The organism is Rudaea sp. (assembly GCF_036560865.1).
GTDB lineage: Bacteria > Pseudomonadota > Gammaproteobacteria > Xanthomonadales > Rhodanobacteraceae > Rudaea.
This window is the reverse complement of record NZ_DATBQK010000069.1, coordinates 31,083-52,750: the sequence shown is the minus strand read 5'-3', so window position 1 is coordinate 52,750 and position 21,668 is coordinate 31,083. Positions and strand designations below refer to the sequence as shown.

The 21,668-nt window shown below is 63.1% G+C and carries 23 protein-coding genes and 1 tRNA gene; 9 read left to right on the top strand and 15 right to left on the bottom strand.

Going from position 1 to position 21,668, the window contains the following annotated elements; genetic code table 11:
- Positions 1 to 33 precede the first annotated feature (33 nt).
- Positions 34 to 816, top strand: coding sequence for an enoyl-CoA hydratase/isomerase family protein (locus VIE67_RS07470; RefSeq protein ID WP_332024817.1), 783 nt, complete (start codon positions 34 to 36; stop codon positions 814 to 816).
- Between the two features lie 16 nt (positions 817 to 832).
- On the opposite strand, the gene VIE67_RS07465 is transcribed toward VIE67_RS07470, so the two are convergent.
- From VIE67_RS07465 to VIE67_RS07445, 5 genes are all read right to left on the bottom strand, one after another.
- On the bottom strand, positions 833 to 1,738 hold the full coding sequence (locus VIE67_RS07465; RefSeq protein ID WP_332024815.1) for a DUF1684 domain-containing protein: 906 nt from the start codon (positions 1,736 to 1,738) through the stop codon (positions 833 to 835).
- 41 nt (positions 1,739 to 1,779) lie between these two features.
- Complete coding sequence (gene mutL, locus VIE67_RS07460; protein ID WP_332024813.1) at positions 1,780 to 3,648, bottom strand: DNA mismatch repair endonuclease MutL; 1,869 nt, start codon at positions 3,646 to 3,648, stop codon at positions 1,780 to 1,782.
- Between the two features lie 101 nt (positions 3,649 to 3,749).
- On the bottom strand, positions 3,750 to 5,018 hold the full coding sequence (locus VIE67_RS07455; RefSeq protein ID WP_332024811.1) for an N-acetylmuramoyl-L-alanine amidase: 1,269 nt from the start codon (positions 5,016 to 5,018) through the stop codon (positions 3,750 to 3,752).
- Between the two features lie 143 nt (positions 5,019 to 5,161).
- Positions 5,162 to 5,632, bottom strand: coding sequence for a tRNA (adenosine(37)-N6)-threonylcarbamoyltransferase complex ATPase subunit type 1 TsaE (tsaE, locus tag VIE67_RS07450; protein ID WP_332024809.1), 471 nt, complete (start codon positions 5,630 to 5,632; stop codon positions 5,162 to 5,164).
- Positions 5,629 to 7,107, bottom strand: a complete 1,479-nt coding sequence (locus tag VIE67_RS07445) for an NAD(P)H-hydrate dehydratase (protein WP_332024807.1) — start codon at positions 7,105 to 7,107, stop codon at positions 5,629 to 5,631. The genes tsaE and VIE67_RS07445 overlap by 4 nt, the downstream gene beginning before the upstream one ends.
- A 46-nt stretch (positions 7,108 to 7,153) precedes the next feature.
- On the opposite strand from VIE67_RS07445, the gene queG reads away from it, so the two are divergent.
- Positions 7,154 to 8,254, top strand: a complete 1,101-nt coding sequence (queG, locus tag VIE67_RS07440; RefSeq protein WP_332024805.1) for a tRNA epoxyqueuosine(34) reductase QueG — start codon at positions 7,154 to 7,156, stop codon at positions 8,252 to 8,254.
- A gap of 374 nt (positions 8,255 to 8,628) precedes the next feature.
- On the opposite strand, the gene panC is transcribed toward queG, so the two are convergent.
- From panC to pcnB, 4 genes are all read right to left on the bottom strand, one after another.
- Positions 8,629 to 9,471, bottom strand: a complete 843-nt coding sequence (panC, locus tag VIE67_RS07435; RefSeq protein WP_332024803.1) for a pantoate--beta-alanine ligase — start codon at positions 9,469 to 9,471, stop codon at positions 8,629 to 8,631.
- Between the two features lie 18 nt (positions 9,472 to 9,489).
- The gene (gene panB, locus VIE67_RS07430; protein WP_332024802.1) at positions 9,490 to 10,326 is read right to left on the bottom strand and encodes a 3-methyl-2-oxobutanoate hydroxymethyltransferase; all 837 of its coding nucleotides are present in this window, start codon (positions 10,324 to 10,326) and stop codon (positions 9,490 to 9,492) included.
- A gap of 141 nt (positions 10,327 to 10,467) precedes the next feature.
- Entirely contained in the window at positions 10,468 to 10,956 is a 489-nt protein-coding gene (gene folK, locus VIE67_RS07425; RefSeq protein ID WP_332024800.1) for a 2-amino-4-hydroxy-6-hydroxymethyldihydropteridine diphosphokinase, read from the bottom strand.
- 12 nt (positions 10,957 to 10,968) lie between these two features.
- Entirely contained in the window at positions 10,969 to 12,363 is a 1,395-nt protein-coding gene (pcnB, locus tag VIE67_RS07420; protein ID WP_332024798.1) for a polynucleotide adenylyltransferase PcnB, read from the bottom strand.
- Between the two features lie 120 nt (positions 12,364 to 12,483).
- On the opposite strand from pcnB, the gene VIE67_RS07415 reads away from it, so the two are divergent.
- A tRNA-Glu gene (locus tag VIE67_RS07415) sits at positions 12,484 to 12,559 on the top strand.
- A 147-nt stretch (positions 12,560 to 12,706) separates the two neighbouring features.
- On the top strand, positions 12,707 to 13,030 hold the full coding sequence (fdxA, locus tag VIE67_RS07410; protein WP_332024796.1) for a ferredoxin FdxA: 324 nt from the start codon (positions 12,707 to 12,709) through the stop codon (positions 13,028 to 13,030).
- Between the two features lie 43 nt (positions 13,031 to 13,073).
- On the opposite strand, the gene VIE67_RS07405 is transcribed toward fdxA, so the two are convergent.
- Positions 13,074 to 13,733, bottom strand: a complete 660-nt coding sequence (locus VIE67_RS07405; RefSeq protein ID WP_332024794.1) for a hypothetical protein — start codon at positions 13,731 to 13,733, stop codon at positions 13,074 to 13,076.
- Between the two features lie 34 nt (positions 13,734 to 13,767).
- Positions 13,768 to 14,682: a 4-hydroxy-tetrahydrodipicolinate synthase gene (gene dapA, locus VIE67_RS07400; RefSeq protein ID WP_332024792.1), complete on the bottom strand. Its 915-nt coding sequence runs from the start codon at positions 14,680 to 14,682 to the stop codon at positions 13,768 to 13,770.
- 111 nt (positions 14,683 to 14,793) lie between these two features.
- Between dapA and VIE67_RS07395 the strand changes: the two genes are divergently transcribed.
- The 3 genes from VIE67_RS07395 (at position 14,794) to VIE67_RS07385 (ending at position 17,314) form a co-directional block, all read left to right on the top strand.
- Positions 14,794 to 15,354 (top strand): glycine cleavage system transcriptional repressor, encoded by a 561-nt coding sequence (locus VIE67_RS07395; protein WP_332024790.1) that lies wholly within the window; start codon positions 14,794 to 14,796, stop codon positions 15,352 to 15,354.
- Between the two features lie 19 nt (positions 15,355 to 15,373).
- A complete protein-coding gene (locus tag VIE67_RS07390; protein ID WP_332024788.1) occupies positions 15,374 to 15,835 on the top strand; it encodes a peroxiredoxin in 462 nt (153 codons plus the stop codon).
- Positions 15,836 to 15,913: 78 nt separating this feature from the next.
- Positions 15,914 to 17,314 (top strand): PhoH family protein, encoded by a 1,401-nt coding sequence (locus VIE67_RS07385; RefSeq protein ID WP_332024787.1) that lies wholly within the window; start codon positions 15,914 to 15,916, stop codon positions 17,312 to 17,314.
- Positions 17,315 to 17,394: 80 nt separating this feature from the next.
- Here the strand turns inward: VIE67_RS07385 and VIE67_RS07380 are convergent, their stop codons facing one another.
- Entirely contained in the window at positions 17,395 to 18,636 is a 1,242-nt protein-coding gene (locus VIE67_RS07380) for a hypothetical protein (RefSeq protein ID WP_332024786.1), read from the bottom strand.
- A 185-nt stretch (positions 18,637 to 18,821) separates the two neighbouring features.
- Between VIE67_RS07380 and thiD the strand changes: the two genes are divergently transcribed.
- Positions 18,822 to 19,628, top strand: a complete 807-nt coding sequence (gene thiD / locus VIE67_RS07375; RefSeq protein WP_332024784.1) for a bifunctional hydroxymethylpyrimidine kinase/phosphomethylpyrimidine kinase — start codon at positions 18,822 to 18,824, stop codon at positions 19,626 to 19,628.
- A 42-nt stretch (positions 19,629 to 19,670) separates the two neighbouring features.
- On the opposite strand, the gene VIE67_RS07370 is transcribed toward thiD, so the two are convergent.
- Complete coding sequence (locus tag VIE67_RS07370; protein WP_332024782.1) at positions 19,671 to 20,693, bottom strand: isocitrate dehydrogenase; 1,023 nt, start codon at positions 20,691 to 20,693, stop codon at positions 19,671 to 19,673.
- 26 nt (positions 20,694 to 20,719) lie between these two features.
- Here VIE67_RS07370 and VIE67_RS07365 point away from each other — a divergent pair, with 26 nt between their 5' ends.
- Positions 20,720 to 20,887, top strand: a complete 168-nt coding sequence (locus VIE67_RS07365; RefSeq protein WP_332024780.1) for a hypothetical protein — start codon at positions 20,720 to 20,722, stop codon at positions 20,885 to 20,887.
- A gap of 1 nt (position 20,888) precedes the next feature.
- Here VIE67_RS07365 and VIE67_RS07360 read toward each other — a convergent pair whose 3' ends face one another.
- Together VIE67_RS07360 and grxC are read right to left on the bottom strand one after the other, a co-directional pair.
- Positions 20,889 to 21,281, bottom strand: coding sequence for a carboxymuconolactone decarboxylase family protein (locus VIE67_RS07360; RefSeq protein ID WP_332024778.1), 393 nt, complete (start codon positions 21,279 to 21,281; stop codon positions 20,889 to 20,891).
- Complete coding sequence (gene grxC, locus VIE67_RS07355) at positions 21,278 to 21,544, bottom strand: glutaredoxin 3 (RefSeq protein WP_332024776.1); 267 nt, start codon at positions 21,542 to 21,544, stop codon at positions 21,278 to 21,280. The genes VIE67_RS07360 and grxC overlap by 4 nt, the downstream gene beginning before the upstream one ends.
- Positions 21,545 to 21,668 lie beyond the last annotated feature (124 nt).

Genomic DNA, 21,668 nt, shown 5'->3' with positions numbered 1-21,668 from the left:
GATCGCCGCCCATTCCTCGTCGCGAGCCCGGCCATGGCCTACCGCAACCTCAGCATCGACGATCGCGGCGCGGTCCGTCGCATCACCATCAACCGCCCGGACAAACTCAACGCGCTCAATCGCGAAACGATCGACGAGTTGTATCTCGCGTTCACCCAGGCGCGGCACGACGACAGCGTGCGCGTCGTTGTGCTCGCCGGCAGCGGAGAAAAAGCCTTCGTTGCCGGCGCCGATATCGGCGAACTGGCCACTCTGACCCCGCTGCAGGCGCAAGAGTTCTCGCGTCGGGGCCAGGCGATGATGCTCGGCGTCGAACGCCTCGGCAAACCGGTGATCGCGCGCATCCAGGGCTTCGCCCTCGGCGGCGGTCTGGAACTGGCGATGTGCTGTCATCTGCGCATCGCCAGCGACAAGGCGCGCGTCGGTCAACCGGAAATCAACCTCGGTCTGATCCCAGGATTCGGCGGCACGCAGCGTCTGTTGCGTCTGGCCGGCCGTGCCGCCGCACTGGAGCTGTGCCTGACCGGCGCGCCGATCGATGCGGCGCGCGCCTACTCTCTCGGGGTACTCACGCGTGTGGTCGCAGCGGACCAACTCGACGCGGAAATCGATGCGCTCGCCGACCAGCTCGCCGCGAGCGCGCCGCATGCGCTGGCCGGCATTCTCGACACGATCTTGGTCGGCGGTGAAAACGGTATCGAAGCCGGACTCGACTATGAGGCGCAGGCGTTTGGCCTGTGTTTCAGCAGCGCCGATATGCGTGAAGGCACGCAGGCGTTTCTCGAACGGCGCAAACCGGTGTTCAGCGGGAAGTAGAGCCTTTTTCGACAGCCTATTCGTGATTTCCGCGATACTTTTTCTCACCCGCGGTCACGCGCATGCCGAGGCGATTCTGCGGTGTCGGCAGCGGACAGGTGGCGAACGGCGTGAACGCGCATGGCGGGTTGTAGGCCTTGTTGAAATCGAGCACGACCTTGCCGTCCTTCGGCGGATCGGTATACAAAAAGCGCGCAGCGCCATAGGTTTCCTTGCCGCTGGTACGGTCGGCGAAGACCAAGAACAGATTGGTGTCGCCCGGAGTCTCGATCGACGGTTCAAGGCGCCAGGTCTTGCCGTCGCGTTCGAACACCGCGGCGCCGGGCACCACGGTTTTCTCAATCTGGCCAATGATATTTGCCTGCTCGACTTCATGCGGCGGATTGTAGGCCTCCCACTTCGCCTCGATGCGCCAGCTCGGGTCGATGGCGAAATTATCGACGCCGAGGAAATGCGTGCGCGTCGGCGCCGCGCTGTCCTTGATGCGCAGGCCGAATTTATCGCCGCGCTGCACGAGGAAAAAATTCACCGTGGAAAAACTCACGGCGGTCGGCTTTTCGTGGCTGTCGTCGAGAAGCGCCGCGCCCGATTTTTTTTCGCCGTCGATCTTCGCATCGGCGCGCGGATTCAGCGACAACGTCGCCCTGCCGCGATCGAGCATGATCGTGCCCAGATGCGCGGGCGCCTTGGCGATGACGATCGCATTGTCCTTCGCCGAACCGATCCTGTTCGCGCCGTCCTTGAGCCAGTCGAGGCCAACCAGCGTAAGCCAGCCATTCGGCGACTTGAGCCGTTCGGTGCGGTGCGCGCGCCAGTCCTGGATCTGCTTGCGATAAGCGGCGCTGTCGTCCGCCGAGGTCGGCGCAGCGCCGACGCCTGCGCTGAAAAGCACAGCCAGCAGAATGGTTGTAATACGTCGCATGGTCAAGACCTGCATAAGTTCACAAATAAACACACGTTCATTCAGCGACCGCGCAGAAACATGCGATCGAGTTCGGCGATCGACATCTGTACCCAGGTCGGACGACCATGATTGCATTGGCCGGAACGTTCGGTCGCTTCCATCTCGCGCAACAATGCGTTCATTTCCGGCAAAGTCAAGCGTCGGTTTGCGCGCACCGAGCCGTGGCAGGCCATCGTCGAAATCATCTCGTTGCGCGCCTCATCGAACCGGCTCGAACTGCCGTGGGTCAGCAGATCGCCGAGGACGTCGCGCACGAGACCGCCGACATCCGCGCCTTCGAGCAGGCCGGGATAACGCTTGATCGTCACGCTCTGCGGCCCGCTGCGCACGATTTCGAAACCGAGCGCCGCAAGATCCTCGACATGTTCCTCGGCACAGGCCGCTTCGCGCTCGCTCACCGCCAGCGCCAATGGCACGAGCAGCAATTGCGCGCGAATGCCGTCTGCGGTCTGCGCCGCTTTCAACTTTTCGTAAGTAACGCGCTCGTGCGCCGCGTGCATATCCACGAGGATCAGGCCTTGCGCGTTCTCGGCGAGGACATAGATTCCGGCCAGCTGCGCAAGTGCGTACCCGAGCGGCGGGATGTCTGCATCGCCATTCGGCAATCCGGCATTGCCTTCCGAAGTGGACTTTTGCGCAATATCCACAATGCGCTCTTTTCCCACCGAGCCAGCGAGAAGTGCGAGGTAATCCGCAACCGGTTCGCGCACGCCGAATCCGAGGCCAGCTTGTTTGCGCCAGGCGGAAGCGCCGGCATTCGTTGCCGCGGTCATGCCCGGATGGGCCAGTGCTGCCGGCAACGCTCCTGCAGGCAAGGAAGCAACCGCTCCCGCGCGCGTCTGCGCCAGCGCTTCGTGCAGGGTGCGATAGAGAAAATCGTGCACCAGCCGGCCTTCGCGAAAACGCACTTCGGACTTGGCCGGGTGCACGTTCACGTCGACGATCGCCGGATCGAGATCGAGAAACAGCACGTACGCCGGATGGCGTCCGTGAAACAGGACGTCGGCATAAGCCTGGCGCACGGCGTGCGCGACGATGCGGTCGCGCACGAGACGGCCATTGACATAAAAATACTGTTGATCGGCCTGGCTGCGCGACGCGGTCGGCAAGCCAACCCAACCGGACAAATGCAGGCCTGCGGCGGCATGCGCGATGCGCAGACTGTGCGCGGTAAAATCCTCACCGAGGATGTCTGCAATGCGCGCAGTGAGCGCAACTTCGCTGTCCGCCGGACGCAGCAGGCGCGCCGGTTTGCCATTGTGTTGCAAGCGGAATTCGATCTGCGGGCGCGCCAGCGCCAACGACTTGATCAGCTCGTCGATGTGTCCGAACTCGGTGCGTTCGGCACGCAGGAATTTGCGCCGCGCCGGCACGTTGTGGAATAGATCGCGAACCTCGATCGTGGTGCCCGGCGGATGCTGTGCGGGCCGCGCCGGCGACGTGCGGCCGCCTTCGATCTCGATGCGCCAAGCCGCGTCCGCCGCGCGTGCGCGCGAGGAATCATCCTTGGCGATCACTTCGCGAGAGCGCGAAGTGATGGCAAAACGCGACACCGAAGCGATCGACGGCAGGGCTTCGCCGCGGAAGCCCAAGGTGCGTACGCGTTGCAGATCTTCGAGCGTGGCGATCTTGCTCGTCGCGTGCGGCGCAAGCGCAAGCGCGAGTTCATCGGCATCGATGCCGCTGCCGTCGTCGCGCACGCGGATCAGGCGCGCGCCACCATCCTCGACCTCGATCTCGACGCGCGTGGCACCCGCATCCAGACTGTTCTCGACCAGTTCCTTGACCACGGACGCCGGCCGCTCGATCACCTCGCCGGCGGCGATCTGGTTGACGAGTTCCTGCGGAAGCTGGCGGATATGCGGCATGAGCTGCACGCATGATAACGAATCGAGCGCAGGATTTTTTATCGCGAGGGACGCACGGGTACAAGTCAATCCGTCTACGCTGTGCCAATCCCCACTTCGGCCTACGAGCGTGGTCCGCGCGCAACGGCAACGCTGTCTTCATCCAGATCGTCGGCATTGGCCGCCGCGGGTTTGCGCGAAGCGAGACGCTCCGGCCGATTCTTTTCTGCATTCACCGCGAACAAGGTGCCCGGCGGCGGCGCGGTCTGGAAATAATTGCGCACGCCGTTGAGGATCGCGCTAGCGAGTTGCTCACGCTTCTCGGCATCGTTCAGGCGCTTTTCTTCCAGCGGATTGGTGATGAACGCGGTTTCGACCAGGATCGAGGGCACGTCCGGTGAGCGCAGCACGACGAAGTTCGCCTTCTCGACATAGCCGCGATGGGTCGGCCCGAGCTTGGCCAGCGCCTGCAGCACTTGTTGCGCGACCACGCCGCTGGCTTCCAGCGTCGCACCCTGCGACAGATCGAGCAGAACCGCAGCCAGCGTGTTGTCTTTCTTGTCGAGCTTCACGCCGCCGACCAGGTCGGCGTTGTTCTCGCGATCGGCGAGGAAACGTGCCGCCTCGCTGGTCGCACCGCGCGGCGACAGCATCCACACCGACGAGCCGCGCGCGTCACTGGAAGTGAACGCATCCGCGTGGATCGAGACGAACAGATCGGCCTTGACCTCGCGCGCCCTGCGGTAGCGATCTTCCAGCCCGACGTAGTAGTCGCCGTCGCGCGTGAGCACGCCGCGCATGCCCGGCTGTTTTTCCAATTGGCGCTTGAATTCGCGCGCCACCGCCATCGTAATGTTCTTCTCGCGCGTGCCGCCGCTGCCGATCGCGCCGGGATCATCGCCGCCGTGGCCGGGGTCGATCATCACCACGACATCGCGCGTCTTCACCGGCGGTGTGCGCGCGCTCTTCACGATCGCGGATTTCGACTTGTCCTTCGGGTACAGATCGACGACGAGTCGATAGCCCTGCGTATTGTCCGGCGGCAGCAGAAAACTTTTGGGCCGCACGCCAGCGGCGAGGTCGAGCACGATGCGCACATCGGTCTTCTGCGCCCCGGTACGCACGGACTTGAGCAGGCCCTTGCCGCCCGGCGCGACGAAGCCTTTTGCCAGCTCGGACGCACGGATATCGAGCACGATGCGGTCGGGATTGGCGATTGCAAAAAGCTTGTAGTCGAGCGGACCGGAGACGTCGAACACCACGCGCGTGTACTCGGGGGCAACCGATAGCTGCGCGGTATTGATTTCGGTCGCGCCGGCAAGCCCAGCCGCAGCCAGCGCGAACCCGGCGACGAGCGAACGGATCAAACCATGGCGCGAGATTCCCCTCATACTGCGGATTCAACCGCAGTCGATGAAAAAAATCAAGTTTTTTCGTTGTAAATCCGCTGTCTAGAAGAGATTCCTGAACAAGTACACGAGAATCTGTTTTGACAAACTCACTGCAACTCCCTGTTTGGTTTGCGCAAAACCCCTCAAGTTGCGCTTCCCAATCGAGCCAGCCAGCGCTCGCCGCGCGCCGACCTCGCCTCCATTTCCAAAGCGCGCCTCGCACCTGCATGTGCCAGACGCACGAACAGGTCGGGCTCGGGCAAGGCGCCACCCGCGCGCTCGGGCCATTCCGTCACCAGCAGGAAATGTCCGCTGACAAGATCGGCCAAGCCCAGCCATTCCAGTTCGTCGGGCGCGACGATGCGATACAGATCCAGGTGATGCACGCTGAGATCGCCGGCCATGTACGACTCGATCAGGCTGTAGGTCGGACTCTTGATCCGCTCGCCGACGCCGAGCGCACCAAGCAGCGCGCGCGCGAACGTGGTCTTGCCTGCACCCAGATCGCCGATCAGGTGTATCACGCCGCCCTCACCCACCTGCTGCGCCAAGCGAGCGGCCAAGGCTACGAGTTCGCTTTCATCGAGCGTCGCTGAAAAACCCGCCGCACTCATGCCGTCGACCATTCATTGCGCAAACGCCGCAGCGGCTCGAACAGGTCGCTGGCGATCAGGCCGGCCTCGCCCGCAACCGCTGCGGCATCGCCGGCCTGCGCGTGCAAGGCAACTCCGAGCTGGGCCGCACGCCAGGCGTCGAGACCCTGCGCCAGCAATCCCGCGATGACGCCGGTGAGCACATCGCCCATACCGCCCGTGGCCATGCCGGGATTGCCCCAGGCACAGACCGCCACCTCGCCTCGCGGATTCGCAATCAGGCTACCCGCGCCCTTGAGCACGACGATCGCATGATGGCGCTTCGCCAATTCGCGCACGACCGCAAATCGATCCCGTGCAATCGTTTGCGTATCGGTGTCGAGCAAGCGCGCAGCCTCGCCCGGATGCGGGGTCAGCACGGTCTGTGCCGGCAGGTCCAGGCGTTCGCGTGCGAGCAGGTTCAAGCCGTCGGCATCGAGCACCAGCGGTTTGCCAGCGACGATGGCGGTGCGCCACAGCTCATGTCCCCAAGCGCGCTGGCCGAGGCCGGGGCCGATCGCTACCACGTTCGCGCGCTCGATCAGGGCCTGCAATTCCTGGATGCCCGCCACCGCGTGCGCCATCAGTTCGGGGCGCGCCGCGTTCAGCGCCGTGATGTGTTCGGCTTGCGTCGCCACGCTGACCAGACCCGCACCGACGCGCAGCGCGGCCTCGCCTGTCAGCCGGATCGCCCCGCCCATGCCGATGTCGCCGCCGATCGCGAGCACATGGCCGAACGCGCCCTTGTGCGCATCGCGCGGACGCGGGCGCAGCCATCCGCGCAAAACAGCCATGTCGAGCAGGTGCGCGTCACCAGGTGAGCTGGTATACATTTCCATCAGCAGACCAAGCGTATCGAGCGCGGTATTGCCGGCGTAGCTGGTTGCCACGCCGGTATACAGTCCGCGCTTGCGCGCGATGAAGCTGAGCGTCGCAGTGGCACGCACCGCGACTCCCGGCACGTCGCCTGAATCGGCATTCGCGCCCGAAGGCACATCGAGCGCAAGCACGGGGCGGGCACAGGTGTTGATGCGTTCGACCCACTCGCGTGCATGGCCTTCGAGTGGGCGCGACAAACCGATGCCGAATAGCGCATCGACATAAAGATCGGCCTGCGGCCAGACTGCGTCCGCGGCGAGCACATCACCGCCGATCGCATGCCAATCCGCCAATGCCTGCGCCGCCTCGCTGCCAGCCGGTGGCGGCGCAAGCGCGAGCACCTGCACATTGAGCCTGGCCTCGCGCACGAGTCTGGCCAGCGCATAACCGTCGCCGCCGTTATTGCCGCTGCCGCAGACCACGACGATGCGTTGCGCGTCGGGCCAGCGTCGGCGCAGAAAATTGAAAGCCGCAAACGCGGCACGCTGCATCAGCACGTAGCCGGAGATGCCCAGGCGTTCGACCGCCGCGCGTTCCAGCGCGCGCACTTGCGCAACCGTATACAAATCCGTATTCATCGGCGAATTATACTTGGCGGCATCGTTCCTGCCTTTGTGAGCCCATTTGAACTCCCCCGCCCGCCAATTGCCGGACTACGCCGATCTCGCGGCGGACATCAAACGCTGGGGCGGCGAGCTCGGCTTTCAGCAGATCGGCATCAGCGCGACCGAACTGGGTGCTGACGAGACGCATCTGTTGAACTGGCTTGCCGCCGGGCGCCACGGCACGATGGACTACATGCAGCGCCACGACAGCAAACGCAGCCGTCCCGCGCAACTGCAGGCCGGCACGCTGCGCGTGGTTTCAGCGCGCATGGACTACGATCCGCCGCAGGCGCGCGACGCCTGGGAAGTGCTCGACGACGCCACGCTTGGCTTCGTCTCGCGCTACGCCCTCGGCCGCGACTATCACAAGCTGCTGCGCGCCCGCCTGCAGAAACTTGCCGAGCGCATCGCGGCGGAAATCGGGCCGTTCGGCTATCGCGCCTTCGTCGATTCGGCGCCGGTGATGGAAAAGGCGCTCGCGCGCAATGCGGGGCTGGGCTGGATCGGCAAGCACACCAATCTGCTCAACCGCGATGCGGGCTCGTGGTTTTTTCTCGGCGAGTTGTATACCGATCTGCCGCTGCCGATCGACGCGCCGGCGAGTGAGCATTGCGGTACCTGCGTGCGTTGTATACAGATTTGTCCGACCCAGGCGATCGTCGCGCCGAATCAGCTCGACGCGCGCCGTTGCATTTCGTATCTGACCATCGAACTGCGCGGCAGCATTCCGCTCGAGTTTCGTCCGTTGCTCGGCAATCGCATCTACGGCTGCGACGATTGCCAGCTCGTGTGTCCGTGGAACAAGTTCGCGCGCAAGAGCGCCGAGCCGGATTTCATCGTACGCCACGGACTCGACAGCCCCTCGTTGATCGCGCTGTTCGGCTGGAGCGAGGAAGAGTTTCTCAAGCGCACCGAAGGTTCTGCGATCCGTCGCATCGGTCATGCATGCTGGCTGCGCAATATCGCCGTAGCACTGGGCAACGCGCCGCATCGCAGCGAGATTGTCGATGCCTTGCTGGCTCGGAAAGATCACGAATCAGAACTCGTACGCGAGCATGTGCTGTGGGCCCTGGAAGCACAGCAACGCAAGTTGACCGGGCTTGGTGGGACTGCGCGCTGAACTTAAGGCTTTGAAAATTTGAGGTACACAGCGACTTGTCGCAAACGATTGTGTCGCGTTTACGCAACAGAGCGCAGCACGTGCGCCCAATTCTCTACGCCCGTCGCTGCGGGTAAGTCATGCAGTGCCAAGCACATCTATAAATATAATGTATTTCAACCACTTATACATTTATTGTGCACAAAAAAAACCCTCAGCTGAAACCAGCGAGGGTTTGTAAGTCAGAGTGACGATTACCAAACATGCGCCCTGCGTGCACTGGGGCAACGAGTTAACGTTGCAGAAATCCCAATGACGGTCGCGAGAATACCACACGAAAAACTTTTTTGCTACAGGTATGCGAACTGGTTCGCTAACGACGCGCCGATCCGCACTCAGCAAGCCAGATTGTCGATCAGACGCGCTCGGCCGAGCCGCGCGGCGATCAGCGCAATCAGACCGCTGCGCACATTGGGCTGGGCCTCAAGTAGATCGTCCGCACGCCGCAGAACGGCATAGTCCGGAAGCAGGCCAGCCGTTTCGAGTCGCTGGCGTGCCTGCGCTTCGATTACGGCGATGTCCTGCCCCGCATTCAGGGCGTCGCGCATCGCACAAAGCGTGCGATAGATCGCGGCCGCGTGTTCGAGCTCTTCGGCGGAGAGATACTGGTTGCGGGAGCTCATGGCCAAGCCGTTCGCCTCGCGCTGGGTCGGCGCAGCGACGATCTCGATCGGCAGGCGCAGATCGCGCACCATGCGCTGTATCACAAGCAGTTGCTGATAGTCCTTGCGCCCGAACACCGCACAATCCGGCTGCACCAGATTGAACAACTTGGTCACCACGGTCGCCACGCCGGCGAAATGTCCCGGCCGCGTGGCCCCTTCAAGCGGCTCGCTGACCGCCGGAACTTCGACGCGCACGCTTTGCATGGAACCGAACGGATACATTTCCTCGACACTGGGCACGAACGCCAGGTCGCAATCGTGCGCCGCCAATCCGTTCTGGTCCTGCGCGAGCGTGCGCGGATAGTTGGCAAAATCCTCGCGCGGACCGAACTGGGTCGGATTCACGAATATGCTGGCGACCACGCGGTCGGCATGCTTTTGCGCAAGTGTAATAAGCGAAAAATGCCCATTGTGTAAATTTCCCATCGTCGGCACGAGACCGATGCGCGCGCCTTCGCGCCGCCACGCGGAGATTCTTGCGCGCAATTCCACGGCCGTGGTGAGCGTTTCCATCGTTTTATCGAACCGTTTTCAGAATGAGTGTTCGGCGGCAGGGAACGCGCCGCTGCGTACGGCCTTCGCATACGCTCTGATCGCATCGGCGACGGAACCCTGGCCGGCGAGAAAGTCCCTGGAAAAACGCGGGCGCTTGCCCGGCGTAATGCCGAGCATGTCGTAGATCACCAAGACCTGACCGTCGCAATCCGCGCCGGCGCCGATGCCGATCGTCGGAATCTGCAGCTGCGCGGTGATTTGTCGGGCCAGTGCCGCGGGTACGCATTCGAGCACCAGCAGCGCGGCGCCGGCCTGCTCGACGGCCCTGGCGTCGGCGAGCAGACGCTCGGCCGCCGATTTGCCCTTGCCCTGGACGTGGTAGCCACCCAATTTGTGTACCGACTGCGGCGTGAGTCCCAGGTGCGCGCATACCGGAATCTGGTGACGGTCGAGCGCTCGGATCACGTCGAGTACATAGTCCGCACCTTCGAGCTTGACCATCGCTGCGCCGCCTTCGGCAAGCAGGCGCGCGGACGAACGCAGCGCCGTGTCCGCATCACGAAACGTCATGAACGGCAGATCGGCGATCAGCAAGGCCGTGTGCGTGCCGCGCGCGACGGCGGCGGAGTGATAGACCATCTCGTCCAGCGTCACCGGCAGGGTGCTTGCGCGCCCCTGCACGACCATGCCGAGCGAATCGCCGACCAGCACCGAATCGACGCCGCCGAGTTCGCACTGCGCGGCGAAGCCCGCGTCGTAGGCGGTCAGCATGACGATCTTCTCGCCGCGCGTTTTCATTTCGCGCAGGCGCGGCACCGTGACCTTGTCGCCTGCTGGTTTTTCACGTGTCGCGGCGATTTTCGTATTCGACACCATCGGGCGACTCGTAGCGGAGGGGCTAGTATTCGTGCGGCTGGAATCGATCGCACACTACCCGTGCGAGGCGCGCAGGGTAAAGCAATCGACTCGGATATGCGAGCGCGCAGCGCCTGATTCAAGCCGGCCAGCAGCCGCTCAGACCGCGGCCAGCATCCGGCACCCCGATGCATCGACCCGCGCCAGCAAGGTATCGACCCTGCCCTGCCCCGGCACATCGAGTAGCGGCGCGATTTCGGCCAACGGCACAAGCACGAAGGCGCGCTCATGCAGGCGCGGATGCGGCACATGCAGACCGGGTTCATCGATACGCGCATCGGCGTAGAGCAAAAGGTCCAGATCGAGCACGCGCGGGCCGAAACGTACGTCGTCGCGCTGGCGTCCGAATTCCTGCTCGACGCCCAGCAGCGCCTGCATCAACCCACGCGCATCCAGTGAAGTCTCAAGCGCGGCGGCCGCGTTGACGAAGTCCGGTTGATCCAGATAGCCCCAAGGCGCGGTGCGGTAAAGGTGCGAGCGCGCCACAACTCGCGTGCGGGGGAGCCGGTCGAGCGCTGCGAGGGCGCGTTCGACCTGAACGTCTGGCGCTGCGAGATTGCTGCCGAGACCGACATAGGCGACGACCATGACGATGCCGCCCTACTCCGCCGTTGGCGATGCGCCTGCGGACGCATCCGGCCGGCGGCGACGGCGGCGTGGACGCTTCTTCGGCGCATCCGTGATATCCGCAACAGCCTCCGCATCCGCCGCGTCGGCTTGCGTCGGTACGAGAGTGCCCAGCTGCGCCGCGAGGGCGTCGTGTCCCGCGGTCTGCGCCTGTGTCCACCATTCGCCCAGTTGCGCAAGCTCGGGGCTTTCGTCGGCGCGCAACAGCAGAAAATCATAGGCCGCGCGAAAACGCGGATGCGCGAGCAGGCGAAACACGCGCTTCTTCTGACGCAACTCGAAGCGCGGCTGCAACAGCCAGATTTCGTGCATCATCACGCCGAAGCGGCGCGGGATCGCGACGTGCCTGGTTTGTTCGGTCATCACCTGTTGGCTGACGCGCTGCCAAGCCAGGGTGGCATCGACGCCCTTGGCGATTTCACGATCGACCTGTGCGCGCAGCGGCCCCCAGAGCAGGATCGCGAACAGAAATGCCGGGGTCACCGACTTGCCTTCGGCGATGCGTGCATCGGTGCCGGCAAGACCGCGTTCGATCATTGCGCGGAAAGCGCCGCCACCACGGAAGGCCAGCGCGCGCGCGGTCAGCGGAAACACGTCGGCGAGCAAGCCGGAACTATCCAGCGCATGGAAACTTTTCAGGCCGCTGCCGGCGAGAAACAATTTCAGCGATTCGTCGAACAGCCGTGCGGGTGGCGCCTGCAGCAGCAACTCGCCAAGCTCGTCGAACGGCGCGCGCGCTTCCGGCGCGATACTGAAATCGAGTTTGGCGGCGAGGCGCACCGCGCGCAGCATGCGCACCGGATCCTCGCGATAGCGCTGCACCGGATCGCCGATCAGACGCAGTTCGCGCCGCGCAAGGTCCTCATAGCCGCCGACGTAATCGCGCACGGAAAAATCGGCGATGTCGTAGTACAGTGCGTTGACGGTGAAGTCGCGACGCACTGCGTCTTCCTCGATGCTGCCGTAGACGTTGTCGCGCACGATGCGTCCATCGACGACATGGCGATCTCCGCTGCCGTCGTCGCTGGAGCCGCGAAACGTCGCGACTTCGACGATCTCGTTGCCGAACACGACATGGGCGAGGCGAAACCGCCGGCCGATCAGACGACAGTTGCGAAACAGACGCTTGACGTCTTCGGGCGTCGCGTTGGTGGCAATATCGAAATCCTTGGGCCGCCCGCCGAGCAGCAGGTCGCGCACCGCGCCGCCGACCAGATGCGCGGCGAACCCTGCCTCATTCAGTCGATAGAGCACGCGCAGCGAAGCCGCGGAAATGTTTTTGCGCGAGATGGAGTGCTGCTCGCGCGGGACGATGCGTAGATGCACCGGGACGGCGGGAGGGTTCGAAGTCGGGACAGCTTGAGTCATTCGTTATTTTCGTTATGTGCGCGGCGGATCGATCTTTGTTGCGACCGGCCAAACCGCTATACTACCGCCCGCGCCGGATTTACCCAATCCGGCGTTTTGGATTGCCATCGATCAAACCCCGCTCCCTTCGTCTAGTGGCCCAGGACACGGCCCTCTCAAGGCTGGAACACGAGTTCGAACCTCGTAGGGAGCGCCAAAAACCGTCATACAAGCTGCTGCGCTCGGCGGCTGACGCCCGTACGGTGCTCGGAAGATGTATTCGTGCGTTCATCCATGAACGCGAAGATCACAAAGCGACCATCCTTGGCCGCACTTCTCTGTCAAAAGAAGAAAAGAAGCAAGCATGCCATTCGTCGTCACCGAAAACTGCATCAAGTGCAAGTACACCGACTGCGTGGAAGTGTGCCCGGTGGATTGTTTTCACGAAGGCCCGAACTTCCTGGTGATCGATCCGGAAGAATGCATCGACTGCACCTTGTGCGAACCGGAATGTCCGGCGAACGCGATTTTCCCCGAAGACGACGTGCCGGCGGGCCAGGAACACTTCGTCAAGCTCAACGCCGACCTGGCCAAAGGCTGGCCGGTGTTGACCGTACGCAAGGACGCGCCCGCCGACGCCAAGGAATGGGACGGCAAAGCGGACAAGCTGCCTTTGTTGGAGCGTTGAGCCGAAGCGCCGAGGCGCAGCGTCAGCGTCGCAATTCCCACCCTCAGGACATGCGTTCGCGCAATACCTCGATCACGCGGCGTGCGGCAGCGGACGCGGATTTATCGTTCGCATTGCCGATCACGCTGACGCGCGCGCCGCCGTTGTCTTCACTGACATTGATGCGCAACGCGCTGGTCGCCTGCTGCGTCCTGGCCTGCGCGCTGCTACCGCCGCTGCCGCCAAACGGGTGCAGGACGCGCGCGTACCAGTGGTGTTCGGGTGCCGGTGGCGCTTCCACGGTCGTCACTGTGCCGTTGAAATCCATGGTGTAGCTGCGACCGGCCTCGTCGCGGCTGGTCAGCGCGCCGATCTGCGCACGATCGAGCGCCAGACCGACGCGCTGCCAGGTGTGTTCGACCGAATCGGCGACATGCAAGTCGGCGCCTTGCGCGCTCGCGGCCGCACTCGGCGACGCGGCGCTCGGCGCAGTCTGCGTGGTTCCTGCAGCAGCCGGTGCGCTGGCAGCGCCTGGACCGGGCACGACCAGTTCCTTCGAACTCGACGGCGTGTCCAGATCGGGTGGGACTTCGAGCGGACGCGTTTCCTGCGCCCCCTTGTAGTAGTCCACGCGATCGCGATGAAACCAGCTGCAGCCGCTGAGCAGCGAGCCGGCAATGACGAGCGCCGGTAAAGACCAGCGAATTAGGGAGTGACGCTTCACGGTTACATCCTGAGCCAAGAATTGGGAGACAAGTTTAAGCGGCGCTGCTGTGCCGCGGCTGAACCGCGGCGGTCAATTGCGTCAGTTCGCCGACCACGCGCAACGCGCGCTCGTGATGCTGCGCGGACAGCGGCAGCATCGGCAGACGCAGCTCGCCGGTACCGATGCCGATCGCGTGCAGACACCATTTGAGCGGAATCGGATTCGATTCGACGCCCAGTAACTCGTACAGCGGCGTCAGCGCAGCGTTCAATTCCCCGGCGCGCGCGGCATCGCCCGCGAGCGCGGCATCGCAGAGTGCGCGGAACTGTACCGGCGCGAGGTTCACGGCGACGGAAATCACGCCTTCGGCGCCGGCAAGCAACGCCTGCATGCCGGTCGGGTCGTCGCCGCTCAAAATGCTGAATTGTGGATTTTTCAACTTGACCACTGCGGCGATGCGCTCGGCATCGCCGCGCGCCTCCTTGATGCCGACGATGCGCTCGTGCGCGGCGAGTTTCGCTGTCGTCTCCGGCAACAGATCGCAACCAGTGCGTCCGGGCACGTTGTACAGCATCACCGGCAGTCCGCCGTGATCGGCGACTTCGCTGAAGTGTCGAACGAGGCCTTCCTGTGTCGGCCGCACGTAGTACGGCGTGACGACGAGCGCCGCATCGGCGCCGAGTGCGTGTGCGCGTTGCGTCGCGGCGATCGTCTTGCGCGTGTTCGCGCTGCCGGTGCCGGCGAGTACCAGCACGCGTCCACCAACGCGCTGCACGGCGAAGCTCAGCAGACGATCGAATTCGGCTGGATCCAGCGCATGCGCCTCGCCGGTCGAGCCGGCTACGACAAGCGCTTGCGTGCCGCCGTCGAGTTGATGGTCGAGCAGACGCGCATAGGCATCCAAGTCCAGCGCACCGCCGCGGAACGGCGTCGCCAGTGCACAGATGCTGCCGATAATTCTCTTCAAGGCGAACCCGCGGGGTTTATGCGAACGGCCGATGTTACTTGCGGGTCTGGGGCGTGGCAAGTATTCTCACAATCCGGCGAGGCCCCTTCGCGCCGATCAGGACGGATTGCATTGACCGACACCGCTCCACGCCCCGCCGCGAACGAAAATTTCCTCTTGATCAGTGCGTTCGCCGCGCACGCCAAATCACCGCTGGTCGCCATCACCAAACGCATCGCCGATTGCGGTTGCAACGTGGCCGAATCGCGCGTCGCCGCGCTGGGTCAGGACGTTTCCGTGATCGTGCTCGTGCAAGGCCCGTGGGATGCGATCGCCAAGCTCGAATCGGCACTCGCGCGGCTGGAGCGCGACGACCAGTTGCGCATCGCCCACTACCGCACTGGCGCGAAGGCCTCGCAGTCGAATCTGCTGCCCTACGTCGTCGAAGTCGTGGCGGCGGACAAGCCCGGCATTCTTCATCAGCTCGCGGAGTTCTTCGTGCGCCACGAGATCAGCATCGAGCAATTGCAATCCACGCGCTATCGCGCGATGCAGACCGGCGCGGACATGTTCTCCGCACAGATCACGGTCGGCATACCCGCGAACACGCACATCGCGGCGCTGCGCGATGATTTTCTCGAATTCTGCGACGGGCTCAACCTCGACGCGATCATGGATCCGATGAAGTATTGAACCGCGCACGAGTATCGCGATGAAGACAGGCGACAAGATTCCCGACCTTTCCGGCGCCGGCACCAGCGGCGAAATTTCCCTGCGCAAGCTCGAGGGTAAATTCATCGTTGTATATTTCTACCCGAAGGACAACACCACCGGCTGCACGCGCGAGGCGCAGGATTTCCGCGATCTGCAGAAGGACTTCGGCAAACGCGGCGCGATCGTGCTTGGCGTATCGCGCGACTCGCTCAAGTCGCATGAGGGGTTTCGCAAGAAACAGACGTTGTCCTTCGATCTCGTTGCCGACGCCGACGAAACCTGGTGCCGCGCCTTCGATGTGATTCACGACAAAGTGCTGTACGGCAGACACTATCTCGGCGTCGTGCGCAGCACGTTCCTCATCGGTCCCGACGGGCGCCTGCTGCGCGAATGGCGCGGAGTGAAGGTGCCCGGCCATGCCGCGGCCGTGCTCGATGCGCTGGATGCCGAGCGCAAGTGACGTACCTCCCTGCAACAAATCCACCGCAGACTGCGGTGCGGCTTCTTTCCTTCACAATTCCACCACGGTGACTTCCGCATGACCCGAGGCAAGCGCATTTACGTGCTCGACACCAACGTGCTGATGCACGACCCGACTGCCCTGTTCCGCTTCGAGGAACACGACGTGTTCCTGCCAATGACCGTGCTCGAGGAACTCGATGCGGGCAAGAAGGGCACATCGGAGGTTTCGCGCAACGTGCGCCAGGTCAGCCGCTTCATCAACGAACTGATCGAGCACGGCGATGCCAAGCACATCGACCAGGGGCTCGAACTCAGGCTGCCAAAGAGCCTGCAGCTCGATCGCCCCGCTGGAGTTGGACGTCTATACTTCCAGACGCAGAATCTGGTTCCGATCAACGGCGCGGCAAAAAAGAAGCATGTGCCGGACAATCTCATTCTCGCCTCGATCCTCGATCTGCGCGAGCAGAAACCCGACGTACCGGTCGTGCTGGTGTCGAAGGACATCAACCTGCGCATCAAGGCGTCGATTTACGGGATTGCGGCCGAGGACTACGAAAACGACCGCGCGATCGACGATTTCAGCCTGCTGCCGGCGGGCCACCACCAGCTGACTGCGGATTTCTGGGATCGCCATCCGGAAGTGCGCTCGTGGTCGGAGCGCGGGCATACCTTCTACGAAATCAAGCTGCGCAAGGACGAAAACTGGTACCCGCAGGAATTTGTATACCTTCCCGGCGACAACGAAATCGAATTGCGCGTGCTGCGCATTCATGATGGTCTCGCCACCCTGCAAATCATCGACGATTTCCGCAGCGGATCGCACGCGGTCTGGGGCGTGTCCGCGCGCAACCGCGAGCAGAATTTCGCGCTCAACGCGCTGATGGACCCGGACATCGATTTCGTCAGCCTGCTCGGTACCGCGGGTACCGGCAAGACCCTGCTCGCGCTTGCCGCGGGACTTGCGCAGACCATGGACCAGCAGCGCTATCGCGAAATCATCATGACTCGCGCGACCGTCTCGGTCGGCGAAGACATCGGTTTCCTGCCAGGCACGGAGGAAGAAAAAATGACCCCGTGGATGGGCGCGCTGACCGACAATCTCGAAGTGCTGGCAACGCCGCAGGAAGGGGGCGCATGGGGCCGCGCGGCGACGAACGATCTGCTCGCATCGCGGATCAAGATCCGGGCGATGAATTTCATGCGCGGGCGCACGTTCCTCAATCGCTATCTGATCATCGACGAGGCGCAGAATCTGACACCCAAACAGATGAAAACCCTGATCACACGCGCCGGTCCGGGCACCAAGATCATCTGCCTCGGCAACGTCGAACAGATCGACACACCCTATCTCACCGAGACAACGTCGGGGCTCACTTACGCCGTCGATCGATTCAAGGGCTGGCAGCATTCCGCACACGTGACCTTGCGCCGCGGTGAGCGCTCGCGGCTGGCCGATTACGCATCCGAGATGCTGTAGCCGCACCTGGTTGCGTCGCCCAAAACGAAAAAGGGAGCTATGACGCTCCCTTGCAATGGAATGTTGCGGAAATCAGCGACTCAGAATGTCGTTGTCCACAGACCTTCGACGCGCACCTGGTTGCTCCCGGAACCGCCACTCAGGCTGTAACTGGTCAGCGGCGCGCCGAACAATTGAATCGGCGCGTAAACGCCGAGCAGACGCAGCGTCGAGTTCTGGCCAAATCCGCGCGCAAAACTGAATTCCCAGCTGCGCGAGGAAATATCCGGGGCCAACGCTTGCTGCAACAGCGGCAACGTCGGCAAGGGCTGCTGGCGCGTGGTGTAGCGCAGGCCGAGATCGCCGACAGCTCCCGCGTGCCAGCTCAGGCCCAGCGAGCGCACGATGAGATTTTCCCAGACGAACGAACTGCTCAGGCGGCTGCCGCCCAACTGCGCGAGCAGGCGCGGAGGCAGGCTCGTGCTGATCAGCGGAGCGACATCGCTGTACATGATGCGCTCGACGCCAAGGTCCGCGCGTAGATCAGATGTGATCTTCAAACCCAAGCCAATATTGGTGCTGGCGGGAATGTCGAAACTGCCCGGGCGCACGGACAAACCCTGGTATGTATTGAAGCTGTCCATGTTCACGCGCGACTGATAGCCCACCTGCCAGCTGGCCCAATCGGACAGCGCATGGCTGAAATCAAAACGTGCCGCGGCGCCGAACGCGGTTTCGCCATTGGGAAACTGCGTCGGGGTGAGCAGCGAACCCGCGATCCCGGGCGCACCGGCCAGATCGAATCCTGCCAGGCGTTGATAGGCCAGAATCGCGGCCACGCTGAACGAACTGGACTCGCCAACCTGACGGGTAAACGACGGCGCCACGATCAAACGGCGCAGGCCGGGTGAGTAGTCGGGCAGAAGACTGGACGCTTCCCCCGTTGCGTAAAGCGGCGTGTCGGTGACGTGCGTCGACTGCATCGCCACATGCAGTCCGCTGTCCTGCGACAATGAGGTTTCCGGCAAATGCAGCGCCGGCGAGCGCGACAAGTTCGAACGCCCGCGGTTGAAAACCGACGGCGCCTGGACCACTTCGGCCGGATCGCTCGCCCAGGAAAAATTCGTCTTCAGGCTGCTCAGCGCATAGTCGCGCCAGGTATCGATCAGCCCGGCGGTGTCGGCCAGCTCACCCGCGATCGCGGATGCTGACGTCGCGGATACCGCAGCCGTATCGCTTGCCTTGCGCGTCGGTGTGGACGCGGACGCAAAGCCTCCCGTCAGCGAGAGCCCAAGGGCTATCGCAGCCGCGAGAATTGATTGCCTGGTTCGTGTTTGACGCATAGCCCCCGGACACAAAGAGCTTTGTCGCCCTCTGACCTGGGCGGAATGTTGGCAAAAAAGCTACACTCCGTCAAGCCTTAAGAGAAAGTTAAGATGGCGCTGCAATTGGGAAACTTGTGGGTACCAAGCAACTGCAGCCGCTTCCCCGCGTTGCAATTTAGCAACAGACGACGGATACATCGCGCGTGTCCAATCGCTCCCTGATTCCCTGTGTGTTGAGTATTGCGGGATCGGACTCCGGCGGTTGCTCGGGAATCCAGGCCGACCTGAAGACGTTCGCGGCCCTCGGAGTCCATGGATTGACCGCGATCGCCGCGATCACCGCACAGAACACGCGCACGGTTGAGTCGACACGTATCCTGCCGAGCAGGCTGTTGCTGGCTCAACTCGACGCACTGAGCACGGATTTCCCGATCGCGGCCGTGAAAATCGGCATGCTCGGCAACGCGGCGAACATCCGCGCCGTCGCCCGCTGGCTGCGTGCGCAGCGTCTGCGCAATATCGTGCTCGATCCGCTGCTGATCTCGAGCAGCGGCAGCCGGCTGCTCACGGCGCGCGGCCTGGATGAGTTGCGCAGAACGTTGTTGCCGCTCGCCGACATCGTTACGCCCAACGTCCCCGAAGCCGAAGCCTTGCTTGGATGCCGAATCCGCACCGCGCGCGAAATGCGCGAGGCCGCGCGCGCGCTGCTGCAGGATGGTGCACGCGCGGTGCTGCTCAAGGGTGGACATTTTGGCGACGCAACAGCACGCGTGCGCGACTACTTTATCAACGCAAACTCCGAAACGCGTTTCGAACACGCGCGACTGCCGTTCGAAGCACGCGGTACCGGTTGCACTCTCTCATCCGCGCTTGCCGCTGGACTCGCGCTCAAGCACACGCCATTGCAATCGGCGCGCCGCGCCGAGCGCTATGTGCAATCCTGTCTGCGCCGAGCAACGCCACTGGGGAAAAGCGCGAAGCGCGTGCTGGGCCATATCGAGCGAAGATAAAAGTATAGGTTTATAAACTGGCGCGGCCGCGCACCGTTCGAATTACGCAGCGGGTTTTGCCAGCCGCTCGATCAGCGCATCAGCGAAGCTGTCCGTCGTGCCGGTACCGCCTAGATCCGGCGTCACGCGGTCGCGCGCAGTCAGCGTCGCGCGGATCGCCACGCGCACGCGGTTGGCATGATCCTCCATGCCGAGATGGCCGAGCATCTGGCAGGCGCCAAGCAGCAGCGCGCACGGATTGGCGATGCCCTTGCCGGCGATATCCGGCGCGGAACCGTGCACCGCCTCGAAGATCGCCGCATCCACGCCGATATTGGCGCCGGGCGCGAGACCCAGGCCGCCGACCAGCCCGGCGCACAGATCGGAAATGATGTCGCCGAACAAGTTGGTGGTGACAATCACGTCGAACTGCCACGGGTTCATCACCAGCTGCATGCAGCAGTTGTCGACGATCATTTCGTTGTGCTCGATATCGGGATACTGCGCCGATACCTCGCGCGCGACCTTGAGGAACAGGCCCGAGGTCGACTTCAGGATGTTTGCCTTGTGCATGATCGTGACCTTGCGCCGGCCCGCGCGGCGCGCGAGATCGAAGGCGTAGCGCACGATGCGTTCGGAGCCTTTGCGCGTGACTTTCTGCGTCAGCGTCGCGGTGTCGCCATCGGCGGAAACCTGCTGGCCTTCGCCGATATAGGCGCCCTCGGTATTTTCGCGCACGGTCAGAATATCGATGTTTTCATAGCGCGACTTGGTCGCCGGAAACGAGATCGCCGGACGCACGTTGGCATACAGGTCGAAGCGCCGGCGCAGCGCGACGTTGATCGAGGTGAAGCCTTCGCCGACCGGCGTGGTCAAGGGACTCTTCAGTGCGACACGATGCCCGGCGATGCTCTCGATCGTCGCCGCCGGCAACAGCTCGCCGTATTTTTCCTGCGCGGCGAGACCCGCTTCGACGACCTCGTATTTGAGACCGAGATCGAGCGCATCGAGCACGCGCAGGGTCGCACGCATGATCTCCGGGCCGATCCCGTCGCCCGGGATCACCGCGATTGTTCTGTCACTCATGGGAAAGCTCGCTGTTGCGTCGAAAAATGCAGCGCATTATTGCGGTGAACGTAGGAGAGTCACAAGCAAAGCGCAAGATTTACCACGAAGGACACGAAGGACACGAAGAAAAAACAAAGGAATTTTTTACCGGCTTTTTCTTCCTCGATATTTTTGCGTCTTTTGCGTCGTTCGCGGTGGCCCTTTGTTTTTAACTCAAGCGTCTGCGTCGAGTTGATCGAGAAAATCCACGGCGCGGCGCAGGTGCGGAATGACAATCGAGCCGCCGACCACGAGGCCGACGCTGAACGTTTCAAAAAACTCGGCGCGGTTCACGCCGGCTTCGCGGCACTGAGCGATGTGATAACTGATGCAGTCGTCGCAGCGCAGCACGAGCGAGGCGACGAGGCCGAGCAGCTCCTTGGTTTTCAGATTGAGTGCGCCGTCCTTGTAGGTCTGCGTATCGAGCGCGAAGAAGCGACGCACGACCTGGTTGTCCTCGGCAAGAATTCGCTCGTTCATGCGCTGACGGAATTCGCTGAATTCCCTGACGCGATTTTTCTTCGCGGTGACGGCCTTGGCCGGACGCTTGCGCGCGCCGGTACTCATGTCGCGGCTCCGATGATCTGCGCGAGCTTGCCGCTGTGGTCGGCGGCGGCGAGCTCCTCGAAGCCACCGATATGCTGGTCGTTGATGAAGATCTGCGGCACCGTGCGCCGCTGCCCGGAACGTTGCAGCATTTCATCGCGCTTGACCGGATCCGTGTCGATGCGGATCTCCTCGTAGTTCAGGCCCCTTTGCTTGAGCAGGGTTTTCGCCGCGACGCAGGAGCCGCAGCTGGGGCCGGTATAGATTTCTACTTTCGCGCTCATGCTTGATTCCGTCTGGTTCCCGTCCGGGGCACTGGCAACACGCCGCGAGATTTCACCCGCGCGCACGGTTGAAGTGTGGGGGCTGCGGCCGCACATTTCCAGCCCTTGCGATGTGCATATTCGC

What these genes read in the sequence shown, in the direction of transcription:
- VIE67_RS07360 (WP_332024778.1), bottom strand. Translation starts at nt 21,281, where the DNA reads ATGAGTACCGGCGCGCGCAAGCGTCCGGCCAAGGCCGTCACCGCGAAG.
- VIE67_RS07465 (WP_332024815.1), bottom strand. Translation starts at nt 1,738, where the DNA reads ATGCGACGTATTACAACCATTCTGCTGGCTGTGCTTTTCAGCGCAGGC.
- VIE67_RS07370 (WP_332024782.1), bottom strand. Translation starts at nt 20,693, where the DNA reads ATGAGTGACAGAACAATCGCGGTGATCCCGGGCGACGGGATCGGCCCG.
- folK (WP_332024800.1), bottom strand. Translation starts at nt 10,956, where the DNA reads ATGGTCGTCGCCTATGTCGGTCTCGGCAGCAATCTCGCAGCGCCAGAC.
- VIE67_RS07380 (WP_332024786.1), bottom strand. Translation starts at nt 18,636, where the DNA reads ATGCGTCAAACACGAACCAGGCAATCAATTCTCGCGGCTGCGATAGCC.
- VIE67_RS07455 (WP_332024811.1), bottom strand. Translation starts at nt 5,018, where the DNA reads ATGAGGGGAATCTCGCGCCATGGTTTGATCCGTTCGCTCGTCGCCGGG.
- VIE67_RS07445 (WP_332024807.1), bottom strand. Translation starts at nt 7,107, where the DNA reads ATGAATACGGATTTGTATACGGTTGCGCAAGTGCGCGCGCTGGAACGC.
- VIE67_RS07385 (WP_332024787.1), top strand. Translation starts at nt 15,914, where the DNA reads ATGACCCGAGGCAAGCGCATTTACGTGCTCGACACCAACGTGCTGATG.
- VIE67_RS07365 (WP_332024780.1), top strand. Translation starts at nt 20,720, where the DNA reads ATGCAGCGCATTATTGCGGTGAACGTAGGAGAGTCACAAGCAAAGCGC.
- VIE67_RS07390 (WP_332024788.1), top strand. Translation starts at nt 15,374, where the DNA reads ATGAAGACAGGCGACAAGATTCCCGACCTTTCCGGCGCCGGCACCAGC.
- grxC (WP_332024776.1), bottom strand. Translation starts at nt 21,544, where the DNA reads ATGAGCGCGAAAGTAGAAATCTATACCGGCCCCAGCTGCGGCTCCTGC.
- VIE67_RS07470 (WP_332024817.1), top strand. Translation starts at nt 34, where the DNA reads ATGGCCTACCGCAACCTCAGCATCGACGATCGCGGCGCGGTCCGTCGC.
- panC (WP_332024803.1), bottom strand. Translation starts at nt 9,471, where the DNA reads ATGGAAACGCTCACCACGGCCGTGGAATTGCGCGCAAGAATCTCCGCG.
- pcnB (WP_332024798.1), bottom strand. Translation starts at nt 12,363, where the DNA reads ATGACTCAAGCTGTCCCGACTTCGAACCCTCCCGCCGTCCCGGTGCAT.
- tsaE (WP_332024809.1), bottom strand. Translation starts at nt 5,632, where the DNA reads ATGAGTGCGGCGGGTTTTTCAGCGACGCTCGATGAAAGCGAACTCGTA.
- mutL (WP_332024813.1), bottom strand. Translation starts at nt 3,648, where the DNA reads ATGCCGCATATCCGCCAGCTTCCGCAGGAACTCGTCAACCAGATCGCC.
- fdxA (WP_332024796.1), top strand. Translation starts at nt 12,707, where the DNA reads ATGCCATTCGTCGTCACCGAAAACTGCATCAAGTGCAAGTACACCGAC.